General features: G+C 58.2%; 18 protein-coding genes. 16 read left to right on the top strand and 2 right to left on the bottom strand.

What is annotated here, in order from left to right; all coding sequences use genetic code 11:
• Window positions 1-127: 127 nt before the first annotated feature.
• The 14 genes from phnC to phnP all read left to right on the top strand — a co-directional run bounded on the left by phnC (window position 128) and on the right by phnP (window position 11,018).
• Window positions 128-916, top strand: a complete 789-nt coding sequence (gene phnC / locus WC7_RS00145) for a phosphonate ABC transporter ATP-binding protein (RefSeq protein WP_016155400.1) — start codon at window positions 128-130, stop codon at window positions 914-916.
• An 80-nt stretch (window positions 917-996) separates the two neighbouring features.
• The gene (gene phnD, locus WC7_RS00150) at window positions 997-2,013 is read left to right on the top strand and encodes a phosphonate ABC transporter substrate-binding protein (protein ID WP_016155399.1); all 1,017 of its coding nucleotides are present in this window, start codon (window positions 997-999) and stop codon (window positions 2,011-2,013) included.
• A gap of 104 nt (window positions 2,014-2,117) precedes the next feature.
• Window positions 2,118-2,897, top strand: a complete 780-nt coding sequence (phnE, locus tag WC7_RS00155; RefSeq protein ID WP_016155398.1) for a phosphonate ABC transporter, permease protein PhnE — start codon at window positions 2,118-2,120, stop codon at window positions 2,895-2,897.
• Between the two features lie 20 nt (window positions 2,898-2,917).
• On the top strand, window positions 2,918-3,643 hold the full coding sequence (gene phnF / locus WC7_RS00160; protein WP_016155397.1) for a phosphonate metabolism transcriptional regulator PhnF: 726 nt from the start codon (window positions 2,918-2,920) through the stop codon (window positions 3,641-3,643).
• Window positions 3,644-4,096: a phosphonate C-P lyase system protein PhnG gene (gene phnG / locus WC7_RS00165; RefSeq protein ID WP_016155396.1), complete on the top strand. Its 453-nt coding sequence runs from the start codon at window positions 3,644-3,646 to the stop codon at window positions 4,094-4,096.
• Window positions 4,093-4,677 (top strand): phosphonate C-P lyase system protein PhnH, encoded by a 585-nt coding sequence (gene phnH / locus WC7_RS00170; protein WP_003031824.1) that lies wholly within the window; start codon window positions 4,093-4,095, stop codon window positions 4,675-4,677. The genes phnG and phnH overlap by 4 nt, the downstream gene beginning before the upstream one ends.
• The gene (locus WC7_RS00175) at window positions 4,677-5,744 is read left to right on the top strand and encodes a carbon-phosphorus lyase complex subunit (protein ID WP_016155395.1); all 1,068 of its coding nucleotides are present in this window, start codon (window positions 4,677-4,679) and stop codon (window positions 5,742-5,744) included. Before phnH ends, WC7_RS00175 begins: the two co-directional genes overlap by 1 nt.
• Window positions 5,745-5,790: 46 nt before the next feature.
• The gene (gene phnJ, locus WC7_RS00180) at window positions 5,791-6,582 is read left to right on the top strand and encodes an alpha-D-ribose 1-methylphosphonate 5-phosphate C-P-lyase PhnJ (RefSeq protein ID WP_049259807.1); all 792 of its coding nucleotides are present in this window, start codon (window positions 5,791-5,793) and stop codon (window positions 6,580-6,582) included.
• Complete coding sequence (phnK, locus tag WC7_RS00185; protein WP_003844769.1) at window positions 6,579-7,337, top strand: phosphonate C-P lyase system protein PhnK; 759 nt, start codon at window positions 6,579-6,581, stop codon at window positions 7,335-7,337. The genes phnJ and phnK overlap by 4 nt, the downstream gene beginning before the upstream one ends.
• Before the next feature lie 116 nt (window positions 7,338-7,453).
• Window positions 7,454-8,140 (top strand): phosphonate C-P lyase system protein PhnL, encoded by a 687-nt coding sequence (gene phnL / locus WC7_RS00190; protein ID WP_016155394.1) that lies wholly within the window; start codon window positions 7,454-7,456, stop codon window positions 8,138-8,140.
• Window positions 8,137-9,273: an alpha-D-ribose 1-methylphosphonate 5-triphosphate diphosphatase gene (phnM, locus tag WC7_RS00195; RefSeq protein WP_016155393.1), complete on the top strand. Its 1,137-nt coding sequence runs from the start codon at window positions 8,137-8,139 to the stop codon at window positions 9,271-9,273. Before phnL ends, phnM begins: the two co-directional genes overlap by 4 nt.
• Window positions 9,274-9,275: 2 nt before the next feature.
• The gene (gene phnN, locus WC7_RS00200; RefSeq protein ID WP_016155392.1) at window positions 9,276-9,830 is read left to right on the top strand and encodes a ribose 1,5-bisphosphokinase; all 555 of its coding nucleotides are present in this window, start codon (window positions 9,276-9,278) and stop codon (window positions 9,828-9,830) included.
• A complete protein-coding gene (gene phnO, locus WC7_RS00205) occupies window positions 9,817-10,251 on the top strand; it encodes an aminoalkylphosphonate N-acetyltransferase (protein ID WP_016155391.1) in 435 nt (144 codons plus the stop codon). The genes phnN and phnO overlap by 14 nt, the downstream gene beginning before the upstream one ends.
• 8 nt (window positions 10,252-10,259) lie before the next feature.
• Window positions 10,260-11,018 (top strand): phosphonate metabolism protein PhnP, encoded by a 759-nt coding sequence (gene phnP, locus WC7_RS00210; RefSeq protein ID WP_016155390.1) that lies wholly within the window; start codon window positions 10,260-10,262, stop codon window positions 11,016-11,018.
• Between the two features lie 69 nt (window positions 11,019-11,087).
• Here phnP and yjdP read toward each other — a convergent pair whose 3' ends face one another.
• Together yjdP and WC7_RS00220 are read right to left on the bottom strand one after the other, a co-directional pair.
• Window positions 11,088-11,414 (bottom strand): DDRRRQL repeat protein YjdP, encoded by a 327-nt coding sequence (gene yjdP, locus WC7_RS00215; RefSeq protein WP_016155389.1) that lies wholly within the window; start codon window positions 11,412-11,414, stop codon window positions 11,088-11,090.
• A gap of 69 nt (window positions 11,415-11,483) precedes the next feature.
• On the bottom strand, window positions 11,484-13,748 hold the full coding sequence (locus WC7_RS00220; protein ID WP_016155388.1) for a hybrid sensor histidine kinase/response regulator: 2,265 nt from the start codon (window positions 13,746-13,748) through the stop codon (window positions 11,484-11,486).
• A 114-nt stretch (window positions 13,749-13,862) separates the two neighbouring features.
• Here WC7_RS00220 and WC7_RS00225 point away from each other — a divergent pair, with 114 nt between their 5' ends.
• Window positions 13,863-15,386, top strand: a complete 1,524-nt coding sequence (locus WC7_RS00225; RefSeq protein ID WP_016155387.1) for a sugar ABC transporter ATP-binding protein — start codon at window positions 13,863-13,865, stop codon at window positions 15,384-15,386.
• Entirely contained in the window at window positions 15,379-16,374 is a 996-nt protein-coding gene (locus WC7_RS00230; protein WP_016155386.1) for an ABC transporter permease subunit, read from the top strand. Before WC7_RS00225 ends, WC7_RS00230 begins: the two co-directional genes overlap by 8 nt.
• The last annotated feature ends 10 nt before the right edge of the window (window positions 16,375-16,384 follow it).

Here is a 16,384-nt window from a genome sequence, read left to right as displayed (position 1 = left end):
CGGGAGGCCAGCCCTCCCGTACTGTCATCAAAAATCGCTCAACTCTTCATCACCAAGTAACCATCCCTTAACGAAAACGTCACATTGATCCGCCACGATGGGGCCACTTTTTAAGGGAGGCCGCATCATGCAAACGATTATTCGCGTCGAAAAACTCTCCAAGTCCTTCAATCAACATCAGGCGCTCAATGCGGTTGATCTGAACATCTGTTCCGGTGAGATGGTGGCTCTGCTTGGGCCGTCTGGCTCCGGCAAATCCACCCTTTTACGTCATTTAAGCGGTTTGATCGTCGGTGATAAATCCCCGGGTAGCCACGTCGAACTGCTGGGTCGCACCGTTCAACATGAAGGCCGCCTGGCGCGCGATATCCGCAAAAGCCGCGCCCACACCGGCTACATCTTCCAGCAGTTCAATCTGGTTAACCGCCTGACGGTACTGGAAAACGTCCTGATTGGCGCACTCGGCAGCACGCCGTTTTGGCGCACCTGTTTTAGCTGGTTTAGCCAGGAACAGAAACAGCGTGCATTACAGGCGCTGACCCGCGTTGGCATGGCGCACTTTGCATACCAGCGCGTTTCCACGCTTTCGGGCGGGCAACAGCAGCGCGTGGCGATTGCCCGCGCGCTGATGCAGCAAGCCAAAGTGATCCTTGCCGACGAGCCGATAGCCTCGCTGGACCCGGAATCCGCGCGCATCGTGATGGACACCCTACGCGACATTAACCAGACCGACGGCATCACCGTGGTCGTCACGCTGCATCAGGTGGATTACGCCCTGCGCTACTGCGAACGCATTGTCGCGCTTCGTCAGGGCAACGTCTTCTTTGATGGCAGCAGCCAGCATTTTGATAACGATCGTTTTGACCATCTCTACCGCAGCATGAACCGCGTCGAACAGAACGCGCAGGCTGCATAGTTCTAAAAAACCAGGCGTTATTGGCGCAGCCAGGCTGGCAAGTGAAATAGCCTGGAACAAAGACTAATTAAGGAAACAACATGAGCTATAAGACCGTTGCCGCGCTGGCCTTTACCAGCATGTTCAGCATCAGCACCTTGTTCAGCCCGGCGCAGGCCGAAGAGCAAGAAAAAGCGCTGAACTTTGGCATTATTTCGACCGAATCACAGCAAAACCTGAAGCCACAGTGGGAACCGTTCCTGAAGGACATGGAAAAATCGTTGGGCGTGAAAGTGAACGCCTTCTTCGCCCCGGACTACGCCGGGATCATTCAGGGAATGCGTTTTAACAAAGTTGATATCGCCTGGTACGGCAACCTCTCGGCAATGGAAGCGGTAGATCGCGCTAACGGACAAGTGTTTGCCCAAACCGTCGCTGCAGACGGCTCCCCGGGATACTGGAGCGTGTTGATCGTTAACAAAGACAGTCCGATCAACAACCTGAACGATCTGATCGCCAAACGTAAGGATCTGACATTCGGCAACGGCGATCCCAACTCAACGTCAGGCTTCCTCGTCCCCGGTTACTACGTCTTCGCCAAAAACAACATCTCCGCCAGCGACTTCAAACGCACCGTTAACGCCGGACACGAAACCAACGCGCTGGCCGTCGCCAACAAACAGGTCGATGTCGCCACCAACAACACCGAAAACCTCGACAAGCTGAAAACCTCCGCGCCGGAAAAACTGAAAGAGCTGAAGGTTATCTGGAAGTCACCGCTGATCCCGGGCGATCCGATCGTCTGGCGCAAAAACCTCTCCGAAACCACCAAGGACAAGGTGTACGACTTCTTTATGAATTACGGCAAAACGCCGGAACAGAAAACCGTACTGGAACGCCTGGGATGGGCACCGTTCCGTGCCTCCAGCGACCTGCAACTGGTACCGATTCGCCAACTGGCGCTGTTTAAAGAGATGCAGGGCGTGAAGGGCAACAAAGGGTTGAACGAGGAAGAGAAAACCAGCAAAACCTCGGCGCTGAAAGCGCAGCTCGACGACCTTGACCGTTTGACCGCCGCCCTGGGCGCCATGACCAGCGTGACTAAAGCGGTGCAGTAAACCTGATGCCCGGTGGCGTTTCGCTTACCGGACAGCCGATGTTCTGTAGGCCGGATAAGGCGTAAACGCTGCCATCCGGCGATAACCTACGCACGGAGCTAAACATGCAAACCATCACCGTCGCCCCGCCCAAACGTAGCTGGTTCTCACTGCTGAGCTGGGCCATTCTTCTCGCCGTGCTGGTGGTCTCGTGGAAAGGTGCCGAAATGGCTCCGCTCACGCTGATCCAGGATTCCGGCAATATGGCGACCTTCGCCGCCGACTTCTTTCCGCCAGACTTCAGTCAATGGCAGGACTATCTCGGTGAAATGGCCGTCACCCTGCAAATTGCCGTCTGGGGTACCGCCCTCGCCGTTGTGCTGTCGATTCCCTTTGGCCTGATGTGCGCCGATAACCTCGTGCCGTGGTGGATTTACCAGCCGATGCGTCGCCTGATGGACGCCTGCCGCGCCATCAATGAAATGGTCTTCGCCATGCTGTTCGTGGTCGCCGTGGGTTTAGGTCCGTTCGCCGGGGTAATGGCACTGTTTATCCACACCACCGGGGTGCTGTCCAAGCTGCTTTCGGAAGCGGTAGAAGCCATTGAGCCGGGTCCGGTAGAAGGCATTCGCGCCACCGGGGCCAACAAAATTGAAGAGATTCTGTACGGCGTTCTGCCACAGGTCATGCCGCTGCTTATCTCCTACTCGCTGTATCGCTTTGAATCCAACGTCCGCTCGGCCACGGTGGTCGGAATGGTGGGTGCGGGCGGTATTGGCGTGACTTTATGGGAGGCGATTCGCGGCTTTCAGTTCCAGCAAACCTGCGCCCTGATGGTGTTAATCATCGTCACCGTCAGCCTGCTGGATTTCCTTTCCCAGCGTTTGCGTAAGCACTTTATCTGATTAGCGAGGCATTGATTGCTATGCACTTGTCTACACATCCGACCAGTTATCCAACGCGTTATCAGGAAATTGCCGCGAGACTTGAGCAGGAGCTTCGTCATCATTATCGCTGCGGCGACTATCTGCCCGCCGAGCATCAGCTTGCCGCGCGCTACGAGGTAAACCGCCACACCCTGCGCCGCGCTATTGACCAGTTGGTTGAGCGTGGTTGGGTCCAGCGTCGCCAGGGCATCGGCGTACTGGTGCTGATGCGCCCATTCGATTACCCGCTTAATGCCCAGGCGCGCTTTAGCCAGAACCTGCTGGACCAGGGCAGCCACCCCACCAGCGAAAAACTGCTGGCGGTGCTGCGCCCGGCCTCCAGCCACATTGCCGATGCGCTCAGCATTAACGAGGGCGATAACGTGATTCATCTGCGCACCCTGCGCCGGGTAAACGGTATCGCACTATGCCAGATCGACCACTATTTTTCCGACCTCACGCTATGGCCGCTGCTGCAGGGCTTTAACAACGGCTCACTGCACGACTACCTGCGCGAACAGTCCGGTCTGACGCTCCTGCGCACACAAACGCGCATCAGCGCCCGCCGCGCACAGGCTAAAGAGAGCAAAGTGCTGGAAATCCCCAATATGGCGCCGCTGCTGTGCGTGCGCACCCTGAACCACCGTGAAGGCGAAGAACACGCGGCGGAATACTCCGTCAGCCTGACCCGCGCCGACATGATCGAATTCACTATGGAGCACTGAATGCATTTCGATACCGCTACCCGCCAGCGCTGGATGCGCGCGCTGGCTTACAGCAATGCCGATGCCCTGAACGCCCGCATCAACGCGCTCAAACTGACGCCAGACTATGAACTTATCCGCGCACCGGAAAGCGGACTGATGCAGCTCCAGGCTCGCATGGGCGGCACCGGCAACCGCTTCTTTGCCGGTGATACCACGCTTACCCGCGCAGTGGTACGCCTGAAGAGCGGCACGCTGGGCTACAGCTACCTGCTGGGCCGCAACAAACAACACGCCGAGCAGTGCGCGGTCATTGACGCACTGCTACAGGAACAAACGCATTTCCAGAGCCTAATGGAAACCTTAATTGCCCCGCTGGAAGCGGAACGCGATGCGCTGATTAGCGCGCGCCGTGCCGAAGTCAACGCCAGCCGGGTCGACTTCTTCACGCTGGTACGCGGAGATAACGCATGACCTTACAAACCGCTTTTAATTTACCCGTTCAGGATGCTCAGCAGAGCTTTCGTCGCCTGCTGAAGGCCATGAGTGAGCCGGGCGTGATCGTCGCCCTGCATCAACTGAAACACGGCTGGCAGCCACTGGGCCTGGCAACCACCAGCGTGCTACTGACCCTGGTCGATGGCGACACGCCGGTCTGGCTTGCGCCGTCGATGGATAACGATATCGCCCGGCAGAATCTGCGTTTTCACACCAACGCGCCGCTGGTGGATCAGCCGCAGTTGGCGGCCTTTGCCGTCGCCGACGAACGCATCAGCAGCGAACAGCTTAACGCCCTCTCCGCCGGTTCCGCCGTCGCGCCAGAAACCAGCGCCACGCTGATTGTGCAGGTCTCTGGCTTAAGCGGTGGACGCATGCTGCGTCTGACCGGCGCCGGTATCGCTGAAGAGCGCATGATCGCGCCACAGCTACCGGAATGCCTGATTCACGAACTCACCGAACGCCCGCATCCGTTCCCGCTGGGGGTCGACCTGATCCTCACCTGCGGCGAACGCCTGCTGGCTATTCCGCGAACTACCCATGTGGAGGTGTGCTGATGTATGTCGCCGTCAAAGGGGGCGAAAAGGCGATAGCCAACGCCCATGCCCTGCAGGAAAACCGACGCCGGGGCGAAGAGACCATTGCTGAACTGAGCGTGGCGCAAATCGAACAACAGATGAACCTGGCCGTCGACCGGGTGATGACCGAAGGCGGCATCGCCGACCGCGAACTGGCCGCGCTGGCGCTGAAGCAGGCCAGCGGCGATAACGTCGAAGCCATCTTTTTGCTCCGCGCCTACCGCACTACGCTGGCAAAGGTGGCGGTCAGCGAACCGGTTAACAGTGCAGAAATGCGCCTTGAGCGCCGAATCTCTGCGGTCTACAAGGATATTCCCGGCGGGCAGTTGTTAGGTCCCACTTATGACTACACCCATCGCCTGCTGGATTTTACCCTGCTGGCCAATGGCGAAACGCCCCCCCTGCGCAGCGCAGACGACGCGCAGGACGCCTCTCCGCACGTCTTTTCCCTGCTGGCCAACCAGGGACTGGCAAAGCGTGAAGAGGATAATGGCGCCACGCCCGACGACATCACCCGCACGCCACCGGTCTACCCCTGCTCACGCGCTTCACGTCTGCAACAGCTGATGCGCGGCGATGAGGGATATCTGCTGGCGCTGGCCTACTCCACCCAACGCGGCTACGGGCGCAATCACCCGTTTGCCGCCGAAATCCGCAGCGGCTATGTGGCACTGGAAACCGTACCGGAAGAGCTGGGATTTGCGGTGAACGTCGGTGAACTGCTGATGACCGAATGTGAAATGGTCAACGGTTTTGTCGCGCCAGAAAACGAATCCCCCCATTTTACCCGCGGCTACGGGCTGGTGTTCGGCATGAGCGAACGTAAAGCGATGGCGATGGCGCTGGTGGACCGCGCCCTACAGGCAGCCGAATACGATGAATCGGTCACGGGACCGGCGCAGGACGAAGAGTTCGTGCTGGCGCATGCGGATAACGTCGAGGCGGCGGGTTTTGTTTCGCACCTCAAACTTCCCCATTACGTCGATTTCCAGGCCGAGCTGGAACTGCTCAAACGCCTGCAACAGGAGGCCACCCGTGACCACTAACCTCTCCGGCTACAACTTTGCGTATCTTGATGAGCAGACCAAACGCATGATCCGTCGCGCGATTCTGAAAGCGGTGGCGATCCCCGGTTACCAGGTGCCGTTTGGCGGACGTGAAATGCCGATGCCCTACGGCTGGGGAACCGGCGGTATTCAGCTCACCGCCAGCGTGATTGGCGAGCCGGACGTGCTGAAGGTAATTGACCAGGGCGCGGATGACACCACTAACGCCGTGTCGATTCGCAACTTCTTTAAACGCGTGACCGGGGTGAACACCACCGAGCGCACGGAAGACGCGACGCTGATCCAGACCCGCCACCGCATCCCGGAAACGCCGCTGGTGGAAGACCAGATCATTATCTTCCAGGTCCCGATCCCAGAGCCGTTGCGCTTTATCGAGCCGCGCGAAACGGAAACCCGCACCATGCACGCGCTGGAAGAGTACGGCATCATGCAGGTGAAACTTTATGAAGATATCGCCCGCTTCGGCCATATCGCCACCACTTACGCCTATCCGGTGAAGGTTAACGACCGCTACGTCATGGACCCGTCGCCAATTCCAAAATTCGACAATCCGAAGATGGACATGATGCCGGCCCTGCAACTGTTTGGCGCAGGCCGCGAAAAACGCATCTATGCCGTTCCACCTTACACCCGCGTGGAAAGCCTCGATTTCGACGATCACCCGTTTACCGTGCAGAGCTGGGATGAGCCTTGCGCCATCTGTGGCTCAACCCACAGCTATCTCGATGAAGTGGTGCTCGATGACACCGGCAAACGCATGTTTGTCTGCTCCGACACCGACTACTGCCGCCAACAGAGTGAGGCCCTCAGCAAATGACGCAACCGCTGCTTTCAGTCAACAACCTGACCCATCTCTACGCGCCGGGCAAGGGCTTCAGCGATGTCTCTTTTGACCTGTGGCCTGGCGAAGTGCTGGGTATCGTCGGCGAGTCCGGTTCCGGCAAAACCACGCTGCTGAAATCGATCTCTTCACGGCTGACGCCGCAGAGCGGTGAGATTTTGTATCAGAACCGTTCGCTGTACGGCATGAACGAGGCCGACCGTCGCCGTCTGCTGCGCACCGAATGGGGCGTGGTGCATCAGCATCCGCTGGATGGCCTGCGCCGTCAGGTCTCCGCTGGCGGCAATATCGGCGAACGCCTGATGGCCACCGGGGCGCGCCACTACGGCGACATCCGTGCCACCGCGCAGCGTTGGCTGGAAGAAGTGGAGATCCCGGCCTCGCGTATCGACGACCTGCCAACCACCTTTTCCGGCGGCATGCAGCAGCGACTGCAGATCGCCCGCAACCTCGTCACCCATCCCAAACTGGTGTTTATGGACGAGCCCACCGGCGGTCTGGACGTTTCCGTACAGGCCAAACTGCTGGACCTGCTGCGCGGTCTTGTGGTGGAACTGGATCTGGCAGTGGTTATTGTCACCCACGATCTGGGCGTAGCGCGCCTGCTGGCCGACCGTTTGCTGGTGATGAAGCAGGGTCAGGTGGTGGAAAGTGGGTTAACCGACCGCGTACTCGACGATCCGCATCATCCGTATACCCAGTTGCTGGTGTCATCTGTTTTGCAAAACTGATTTTGTCTTGCCGGGTGGCGCTTCGCGACCCGGCCTACGGATCGGCATCGGTTGTAGGCCTGATAAGCGAAGCGCCATCAGGCAATCGAACGCAAAAATGCTTAAAGAGGCTAAAAATGAACGCGATCCGCGTTGAAAACGTCAGTAAAACCTTCGTACTGCATCAGCAAAACGGCGTGCGTCTGCCGGTGCTGCAAGACGCCACGCTGGAAGTTAAAAAAGGCGAATGCGTGGTGCTGCACGGTCACTCTGGCAGCGGCAAATCCACGTTGCTGCGTTCGCTGTACGCCAACTATCTGCCGGATGAAGGACACATCCACATCCGCCACAGCGGCGAATGGGTCGATCTGGTGCAGGCTCCGGCGCGTAAAGTACTGGAAGTTCGCCGTTCAACCATCGGCTGGGTCAGCCAGTTCCTGCGCGTGATCCCAAGGATTTCTGCGCTGGATGTGGTGATGCAGCCGCTGCTGGATCTCGGCGTGTCGCGCGAGGAGTGCGCAGCCAAAGCGGCTAACCTGCTTACCCGCCTGAACGTGCCGGAGCGGCTGTGGCATCTGGCGCCGTCGACGTTTTCCGGGGGCGAACAGCAGCGCGTCAATATCGCCCGAGGGTTTATCGTCGATTACCCGATTCTACTCCTCGATGAGCCCACCGCCTCGCTGGACGCCAAAAACAGCGCCGCCGTCGTCGCATTGATTGAAGAAGCGAAAGCCCGCGGCGCGGCAATTGTCGGCATTTTTCACGATCAAACCGTGCGCGACCGCGTCGCGGATCGCCTGCACCTGATGGGAACAACAGCATGATTATCAATAATGTAAAGCTGGTGCTGGAAGATGAAGTGGTGCAAGGATCGCTGGAAATTGAGGGCGGAACGATCCGCGCCTTTGCCGAAAGTCAGAGCCAACTGGCCCAAGCGATGGACGGAGAAGGCGGCTGGCTGCTGCCAGGGCTTATCGAGCTGCATACCGACAATCTCGACAAGTTTTTCACCCCGCGCCCGAAAGTAGACTGGCCCGCCCACTCGGCGATGAGCAGCCACGACGCGCTGATGGTCGCCAGCGGCATTACCACCGTGCTGGACGCGGTGGCGATTGGCGATGTGCGCGACGGTGGCGACCGTCTGGAAAATCTGGAGAAGATGATCAACGCGGTGGAAGAGACGCAAAAGCGCGGGGTCAATCGCGCCGAGCACCGCCTGCATTTGCGCTGCGAGCTGCCGCATCACACCACCCTACCGCTGTTTGAAAAACTGGTCAGTCGTGAGCCGGTGACGCTGGTATCGCTGATGGACCACTCCCCCGGCCAGCGTCAGTTTGCCAATCGCGAGAAGTACCGCGAGTATTATCAGGGCAAGTATTCACTTACCGACGAGCAAATGGCCCGCTACGAAGAAGAACAGTTAGCTCTGGCTGCTCGTTGGTCGCAACCCAACCGCACAGCGATTGCTCAGATGTGTCGTGAGCGCCAGATAGCGCTGGCGAGCCATGACGATGCCACCTGCGATCATGTGCTGGAATCGCATCAACTTGGCAGCGTGATCGCCGAATTTCCTACTACCTTTGCCGCCGCAGAGGCCTCGCGCCAGCATGGTATGAACGTACTGATGGGCGCGCCCAACATCGTGCGCGGCGGTTCTCACTCCGGCAACGTTGCGGCGCATAAGCTGGCTGAGCTGGGGCTGCTGGATATTCTCTCCTCCGACTACTACCCCGCCAGCCTGCTCGATGCGGCATTTCGCGTGGCAGACGATGACGCCAACCGCTTTACGCTGCCGCAGGCCATTCGTCTGGTGACCCGCAATCCGGCGCGGGCATTAAATCTCGACGATCGTGGCGTTGTAGCCGAAGGTAAACGCGCGGATCTGGTGCTGGCGCATCGCAAAGGCGATCACATCCATATCGACCACGTCTGGCGTCAGGGCAAAAGGGTATTCTGACTATGGGGAAACTGATCTGGCTGATGGGGCCGTCTGGCTCCGGTAAGGACAGTCTACTGGCAGAACTTCGCCAGCAGGAACCTGCGCAACTGCTGGTGGCGCACCGTTACATCACCCGCGCCGCCAACGCCGGGAATGAAAACCATATTGCCCTCAGCGAACCAGAGTTTTTTACCCGCGCCGGGCAGAACCTGCTGGCGCTGAGCTGGCATGCCAACGGCTTCTATTACGGCGTCGGCGTAGAGATTGACCTCTGGCTGCACGCCGGTTTTGATGTGGTGGTCAACGGCTCGCGCGCGCATCTGCCCCAGGCGCAGGCCCGTTATGGTGCTTCTTTACTTCCCATTTGCTTACAGGTTTCCCCGGCCATTTTACGCCAGCGCCTGCAGGCACGTGGGCGGGAGAGCGAAACGGAAATCGCTGCCCGCCTTGAACGCGCGGCACGCTACACGCCGTATGACTGCCACGTCCTGAACAATGATGGAAGTTTGCTACAGTCTGTCGATACACTGCTCACACTGATGGGACGCAAGGAGAAGAAACATGTCTGTCTGTGAATTACGCCGCGCCACGCTATACGATACCGATGCGGTTTACGCGCTTATCTGTGAGTTGAAACAGGGCCAATTCGACCTGCAGGCCTTTAGCGCTGGCTACGCCGCAAATCTGCAAGATCCCAATATGCGCTACCAGCTGGCGCTGCTCGACGGACAGGTCGTCGGCTTGATCGGTCTGCACCTCCAGTTTCATCTGCACCACGCCAACTGGATTGGCGAGATCCAGGAACTGGTGGTGATGCCACAGGCACGAGGACTAAAAGTGGGTAGTCAGTTACTGGCCTGGGCTGAAGCCACCGCGCGCGAAGCGGGCGCAGAAATAACCGAGCTTTCTACCAGTACCCAACGCCTTGACGCGCACCGCTTTTACCAGCGCGAAGGCTATACCATGAGCCATTTTCGCTTCACCAAACCGTTGTAGGGGGAGCCATGAGTCTGACCATTACGCTGACGGGAACCGGCGGTGCGCAACTGGTGCCAGCATTTGGATGTGACTGTGCGGCCTGCCAACGAGCACGCTTACAGGCGCAATACCGTCGACGCCCTTGTAGCGGGGTGGTCAAATTTAACAATGCGGTGACGCTGCTGGACGCGGGGATCCCGCATCTGATGGACGACTGGCCAGCAGGTAGCTTCCAGCAGTTTCTGCTCACCCACTACCATATGGATCACGTGCAGGGGCTGTTTCCGCTGCGCTGGGGCGTGGGGGCGACTATCCCGGTGTACGGTCCGCCGGATGAACAGGGATGCGACGATCTGTTTAAGCACCCTGGCATCCTCGATTTTAGCCATACCGTCGCGCCATTCGTGGTGTTTAACCTGCAAGGGTTGCAGGTGACGCCACTCCCGCTCAACCATTCAAAGCTGACGTTTGGCTATCTGCTGGAGACCGCGCACAGCCGCGTGGCGTGGCTCTCCGATACCGCCGGACTTCCCGACAAGACGCTGAAGTTTCTCCACAATAACCAGCCTCAGGTGATTATCATCGACTGTAGCCACGCCCCGCGCGCCGAGCCGCCGCGCAATCACAGCGATGTAAATACCGTTATCGCCTTGAACGAGGTTATCCGCTGCCCACGGGTGATCCTGACGCATATCAGTCATCAGTTTGATTTGTGGATGATGGAGAATCCGCTACCGACAGGGCTCGAAGCCGGGTATGACGGAATGGAGATTGTGCTGAGGTAGGTTTACATCGCACTAAAACACTTGTTAACAGGTCTCTGCTCCTTATAACCTTGCAAGCGAAAAATTGCGCTAACGATCATAATCTTCTTCCATTCTGCGCTCTTCGTCTTCTAACTGACGCCGTTCCTGATCGAGCTGGCGCTGGCGGTCATCCAGTTGGCGGCGTCGGTCTTCAAACTGGCGGCGATTATCATACTGCCGGCGACGATCGTCACTCATCTGTCGCTGCCAGCTTTCATCACGAGAGTCGTCATAATCCCGCCCGCTGTCCGGTTTGTATGCATCGTTAATCGCCTGCTGAATATTACCGATGGCGTCATCGATAATATCGGCCTGCGCCGATACGGTGGTCATCATCAGCAGAGTGAAAAGTAAGAATGTCGCGGAGCGTTGCATAAAACCAGCCTCATCAAGAAACTCGCCCCACGGTAATCAAAGCGTATTTGCGCGGGTAGCGGAGGAATCTCAATTACGCGAATGCCGCAGCGCCTGCGCCAGTTCTCCCCGGGTGAAGGGCTTACGCAATAACGCCACATCCGGCAGCGCCGGATTATGCGCCGGACGTAAATCCTGGCCGCTAATCAGCAGGATGTTCAGTTGTGGATAATGTGCCAGCGCATGATTAACCACATCCACACCGCTTAAACCGCCGGGCAGCATTAAGTCGCTGATAAAAATATCAATCTCGGATGAAGCCGCCAGCATATGCATAGCCTGTTCGCCGTTGGCGGCCTCTAACGTCAGGTAGCCCAGCAGGTGTAATTGCTCACATAACGTCTGGCGCACATCGGCTTCATCTTCGAGAACCAGCACCAGTTTTTCACCGCGAGTCGGGGTGTGCTGTGCGATTGTCTCCACCGGTGTCTGCACCGGCACAACCGCGCGAGGAAGCTGCAATCTGACCGTCGTTCCCTGCCCAGGGGCGCTTTCAATCTCCACGCGGCCACCGGACTGGCGCACAAAACCGTAGACCATAGACAGCCCCAGCCCGCTGCCGCTGCCGGTCTGTTTGGTGGTGAAAAACGGCTCGAAGACCTGAGCTTTCACCTCCTGCGACATCCCGCTTCCCTGGTCGGCAACTTCCAGCATCACCATATCCTGCTTACGCCCATCGCTGCGCGTGACCCGCTGATTCCAGGTACGGATTTTAATCGTGCCCGCCTGCCCGTCCATGGCGTCACGGGCATTCATCACCAGATTGATAATGGCGTTCTCCAGTTGGCTGACATCAATCCACGCGGGCCAGGCGGGAGACTGGGCTTCAATCTCCAGCGTCAACGTAGCCGGAAGAGAGTGGCGCATCAGTTCGCCCAAATTTTCCAGCAGCGTTTTCAGCTCCACCGCATGGGGATGCAACGACTGTTTGCGCGAAAAGGCCAGCAGCCGCTGGGTAAGGAGCGCCCCGCGCTCGGCGGCTTTTAGCGCCCGATTGACCCGTGGCGCATCGGGAGAGTCTGGGTTCACCAGATCCAGGCTGCCAATAATGACCGCCAGCAGGTTATTGAAATCATGCGCTAATCCGCCCGTCAGTTGCCCTACCGCCTTCAGTTTCTGACTGTGCAACAGCGCTTCCTCCAGCCCCTGGCGCTCGGTGCGGTCGATTTCCATCTGGCTGGTTTTTTCTTTTAGCAGTCGGGTGGTGTGCTCCAGCGATGCCGTATTACGGGCGAAGACGCTAAAGGCGCGGGCCAGCTCGCCCAGCTCATCGCGCCGCTGCAGGGCCGGGACGCTAACGTCCGATTCACCATGCGCCAGCCGGGTCATCGCCCGCGAAATGGCCGTCAGGTTAGAACCGAGGTTACGGTAGATATACCAGCCGGCAAAACCGGTGATCACCACCGCCAACAGCGCAAACACCAAAATAAACAACGCGCCGGATTGCAGTTCCTGATGGCTTTGCGCCACCCGCTGTTCGGAGATCAGCGCCACCTGCGAAGCATACCGGTTGATATCGCTGTTGAGGATCGCCACCAGCGCTTTGATATGAAACATATACCAGTTGATCGCCAAATCACTCTGCTCAAGCGCAGAAGAGAGCGGCTCCAGCTTATGCAACTCCTGGTTGAAGTCGGTGAGGATGTTGGTAATCAGCGGATTGCTATTTTGCACAGGCAGCGCGGGCATCACGCCGTCCAGTTGTTTCACCACCGAACGCGGCGTGGGTGTTTCAATGGCGGCAACAATTAAGCGGTCTATCTGCCCCAGCAGCACGTCATCCTGCGCGCCGGTCAGCTTTTGCAGATGACGTAAATAACTTTGATTCTGATACAGCGAACTGAGCAGGGCGTTACGTTCCAGATGTCGCCGTTGCCCGCGCTGCAGCATACCTTCCACGCTGCTTTGTAGCTCCTGGCTGCGCTGGATAATACGCTCGACCAGCGCCGGCTCCTGCTGCGCCAACGGCGCGGTAGCCAGCTGTTCCAGCGAATGCTTCAGCGCCCGTTGCGTCTCCTGCAGCCGCTCCGCTTCACCTTTGTATTCCAGCGCGCCGACCACCTGCGACAGCCGCACCGCCGCCGTCGCCACGTTCGCCGTATCCCGCGCCAGGTTCATGCTGCCGGTCATGTCGTCAACGGTTTGCTGCTGCACCTGTTCCTGGATTTGACTGGCATGCTGAAACCCCAGCACCGCCACACCGCTTACCATCAGCGTGACCGTCACCACCAGCAGATTGAAGAACAGCAATCGTCCGCGCGCACTGGCGAAAAAGTGACGTCCTGGTTGCGGCATATCACGCTCCGTGAAGAAAAATCGCAATATGACAAATATGAACGGCTTCTGACATTTTGCATTTACATTCCTGTGATGGACTGCTGATATCGGCCACCCCACAGGAGATCCGCTATGAGCAGGACACCGGTTCTGGAGATGCGCAACATTGCCAAAGCGTTTGGTAAATTTTACGCGCTGAAAGGGGTCGATTTAACGGTCTGGCCGGGTGAGATTCATGCCCTGATGGGTGAGAATGGCGCGGGGAAAAGCACCCTGATGAAGATCCTCGCGGGCGCGTATACCGCCACCAGCGGTGAGATCCTGATCGACGGTCAGCCGTTTCACATTCGCGGGCCAAAAGACGCGCTCAGCGCAGGCATCACGCTGATTTACCAGGAGATGCAGCTCGCGCCGAACCTGACGGTGGCGGAAAATATCTTTCTTGGCAGCGAGCTGTCGCGCGGCGGTCTGGGCCAGCGTAAAGAGATGGTGATGCAGTCGCAGAAAGTCATCGACCGGCTCGGCGCCCAGTTTAAGGCCAGCGATCGCGTGATGACGTTGACCATCGCCGAACAGCAGCAGGTGGAAATCGCCCGCGCCCTGCACCGTAACAGCCGCATTCTGGTGATGGATGAACCCACTGCCGCCCTCTCCTCACGTGAAACCCACCGCTTGTTTGAACTGATCATGCGCCTGCGCGATGAGGGGATGGCGATTATCTACATTAGCCACCGCATGGCGGAGGTGTATGAACTCTCGGACCGCGTCAGCGTCCTGCGCGACGGGCAATATGTAGGCAGCCTGACCCGCGACAAACTCAACGCCTCTGAGCTGGTGCGCATGATGGTGGGCCGACCGTTAAGCGATTTGTTCAACAAAGAGCGCGATATTCCCTTAGGTAAAGCGCGCCTCAACGTCCACCACCTGACCGACGGCCATAAAGTCCAGCCGTGCAGTTTGCTGGTGCGCTCCGGGGAGATCGTCGGCCTTGCCGGGTTAGTCGGCGCCGGGCGTTCTGAACTGGCTCAACTGATTTTTGGCGTGCGTAAAGCCATCGGCGGCATGATTGAAGTAGACGGTGAACCGGTGGTGATCCACTCCCCTCGCGAGGCGATTGACCACGGCATTGGCTTTCTGACGGAAAACCGCAAAGAGCAGGGATTGTTTTTAGAGCTGGCGGCAGCAGAGAACATCACCATGGCGACGCTGGAACGTGACGCCAACTGGGGCATGCTCGATCGCAAAAAGGCGCAGGCTATTTCCGATGACGCCATCCAATTGCTCAACATCCGCGTTCCGCACGCCCAGGTACGCGCGGGCGGGCTGTCCGGCGGTAATCAGCAAAAGCTGCTGATTTCACGCTGGGTCGCGATCGGCCCACGCATTTTGATCCTCGATGAACCCACGCGCGGCGTAGACGTTGGCGCCAAAAGCGAGATCTACCGGATCATGAACGACATGGCGCGCAAAGGCGTGGCGATCCTGATGATCTCCAGCGAATTGCCGGAAGTTGTCGGTATGAGCGATCGCGTATACGTCATGCGGGAAGGCAGCATTGCCGGTGAGCTGAACGGGCAAAGTATTACCCAGGAAAATATTATGACGCTGGCAACCGGCGTGAACGACTCCCATCATCAGGCGGTGTCCCATGAATAATCCAACCACTCCCCAGCAGGTGGCGAAATCCGCCTCCGCGAAAAAATTGCTGATGAGCGATCTGATGCAAACGGTCGGCATCTTGCCGATTCTCATCCTGATAGTGGCGGTGTTTGGCTTTATCGCGCCAAACTTTTTTACCGAAAGCAACCTGTTGAATATAACCCGCCAGGCGTCGATCAACATCGTGCTGGCGGCAGGCATGACCTTCATTATTTTGACCGGTGGGATCGACCTCTCGGTTGGCTCGATTCTCGGCACCACCGCCGTCGCGGCTATGGTCGTTTCGCTGATCCCTGAGTTTGCCATGCTGTCGATTCCGGCGGCGCTGATGCTCGGTCTGGTGCTGGGGTTGTTTAACGGCGCGCTGGTTGCTTTTGCCGGACTACCACCGTTTATCGTCACGCTTGGAACGTATACGGCGCTGCGCGGCGCGGCCTATCTGCTGGCCGACGGCACGACGGTGATCAATTCCAATATCAGCTTTGAGTGGATCGGTAACAACTATCTTGGTCCGGTTCCGTGGCTAGTGGTCATTGCGCTGGCGGTGGTGGTGATGTGCTGGTTCATTCTTAGGCGCACCACACTCGGCGTTCATATTTATGCGGTCGGCGGCAATATGCAGGCCGCTCGTTTAACCGGTATCAAAGTGTGGCTGGTGCTGCTGTTCGTCTACGGCATGAGCGGTGTGCTCTCAGGTCTTGGCGGGGTGATGAGCGCCTCGCGGCTATACAGCGCCAACGGTAACTTAGGCATGGGTTACGAGCTGGACGCCATCGCGGCGGTGATCCTCGGCGGTACCAGCTTTGTTGGGGGGATCGGCACCATCACCGGCACGCTGGTAGGAGCGTTGATTATCGCCACGCTCAATAACGGCATGACGCTGATGGGCGTCTCCTATTTCTGGCAACTGGTGATCAAAGGGGCGGTGATCATCATAGCGGTACTGATCGACAAATACCGTACCCGACACCATCAAAGTGCATAACAACAACATC

This window comes from Citrobacter sp. KTE151 (genome assembly GCF_000398845.1).
GTDB lineage: Bacteria > Pseudomonadota > Gammaproteobacteria > Enterobacterales > Enterobacteriaceae > Citrobacter > Citrobacter braakii.
Note: the sequence above shows the minus strand (reverse complement) of the source record. Positions and strands in the feature narration are given on the sequence as shown.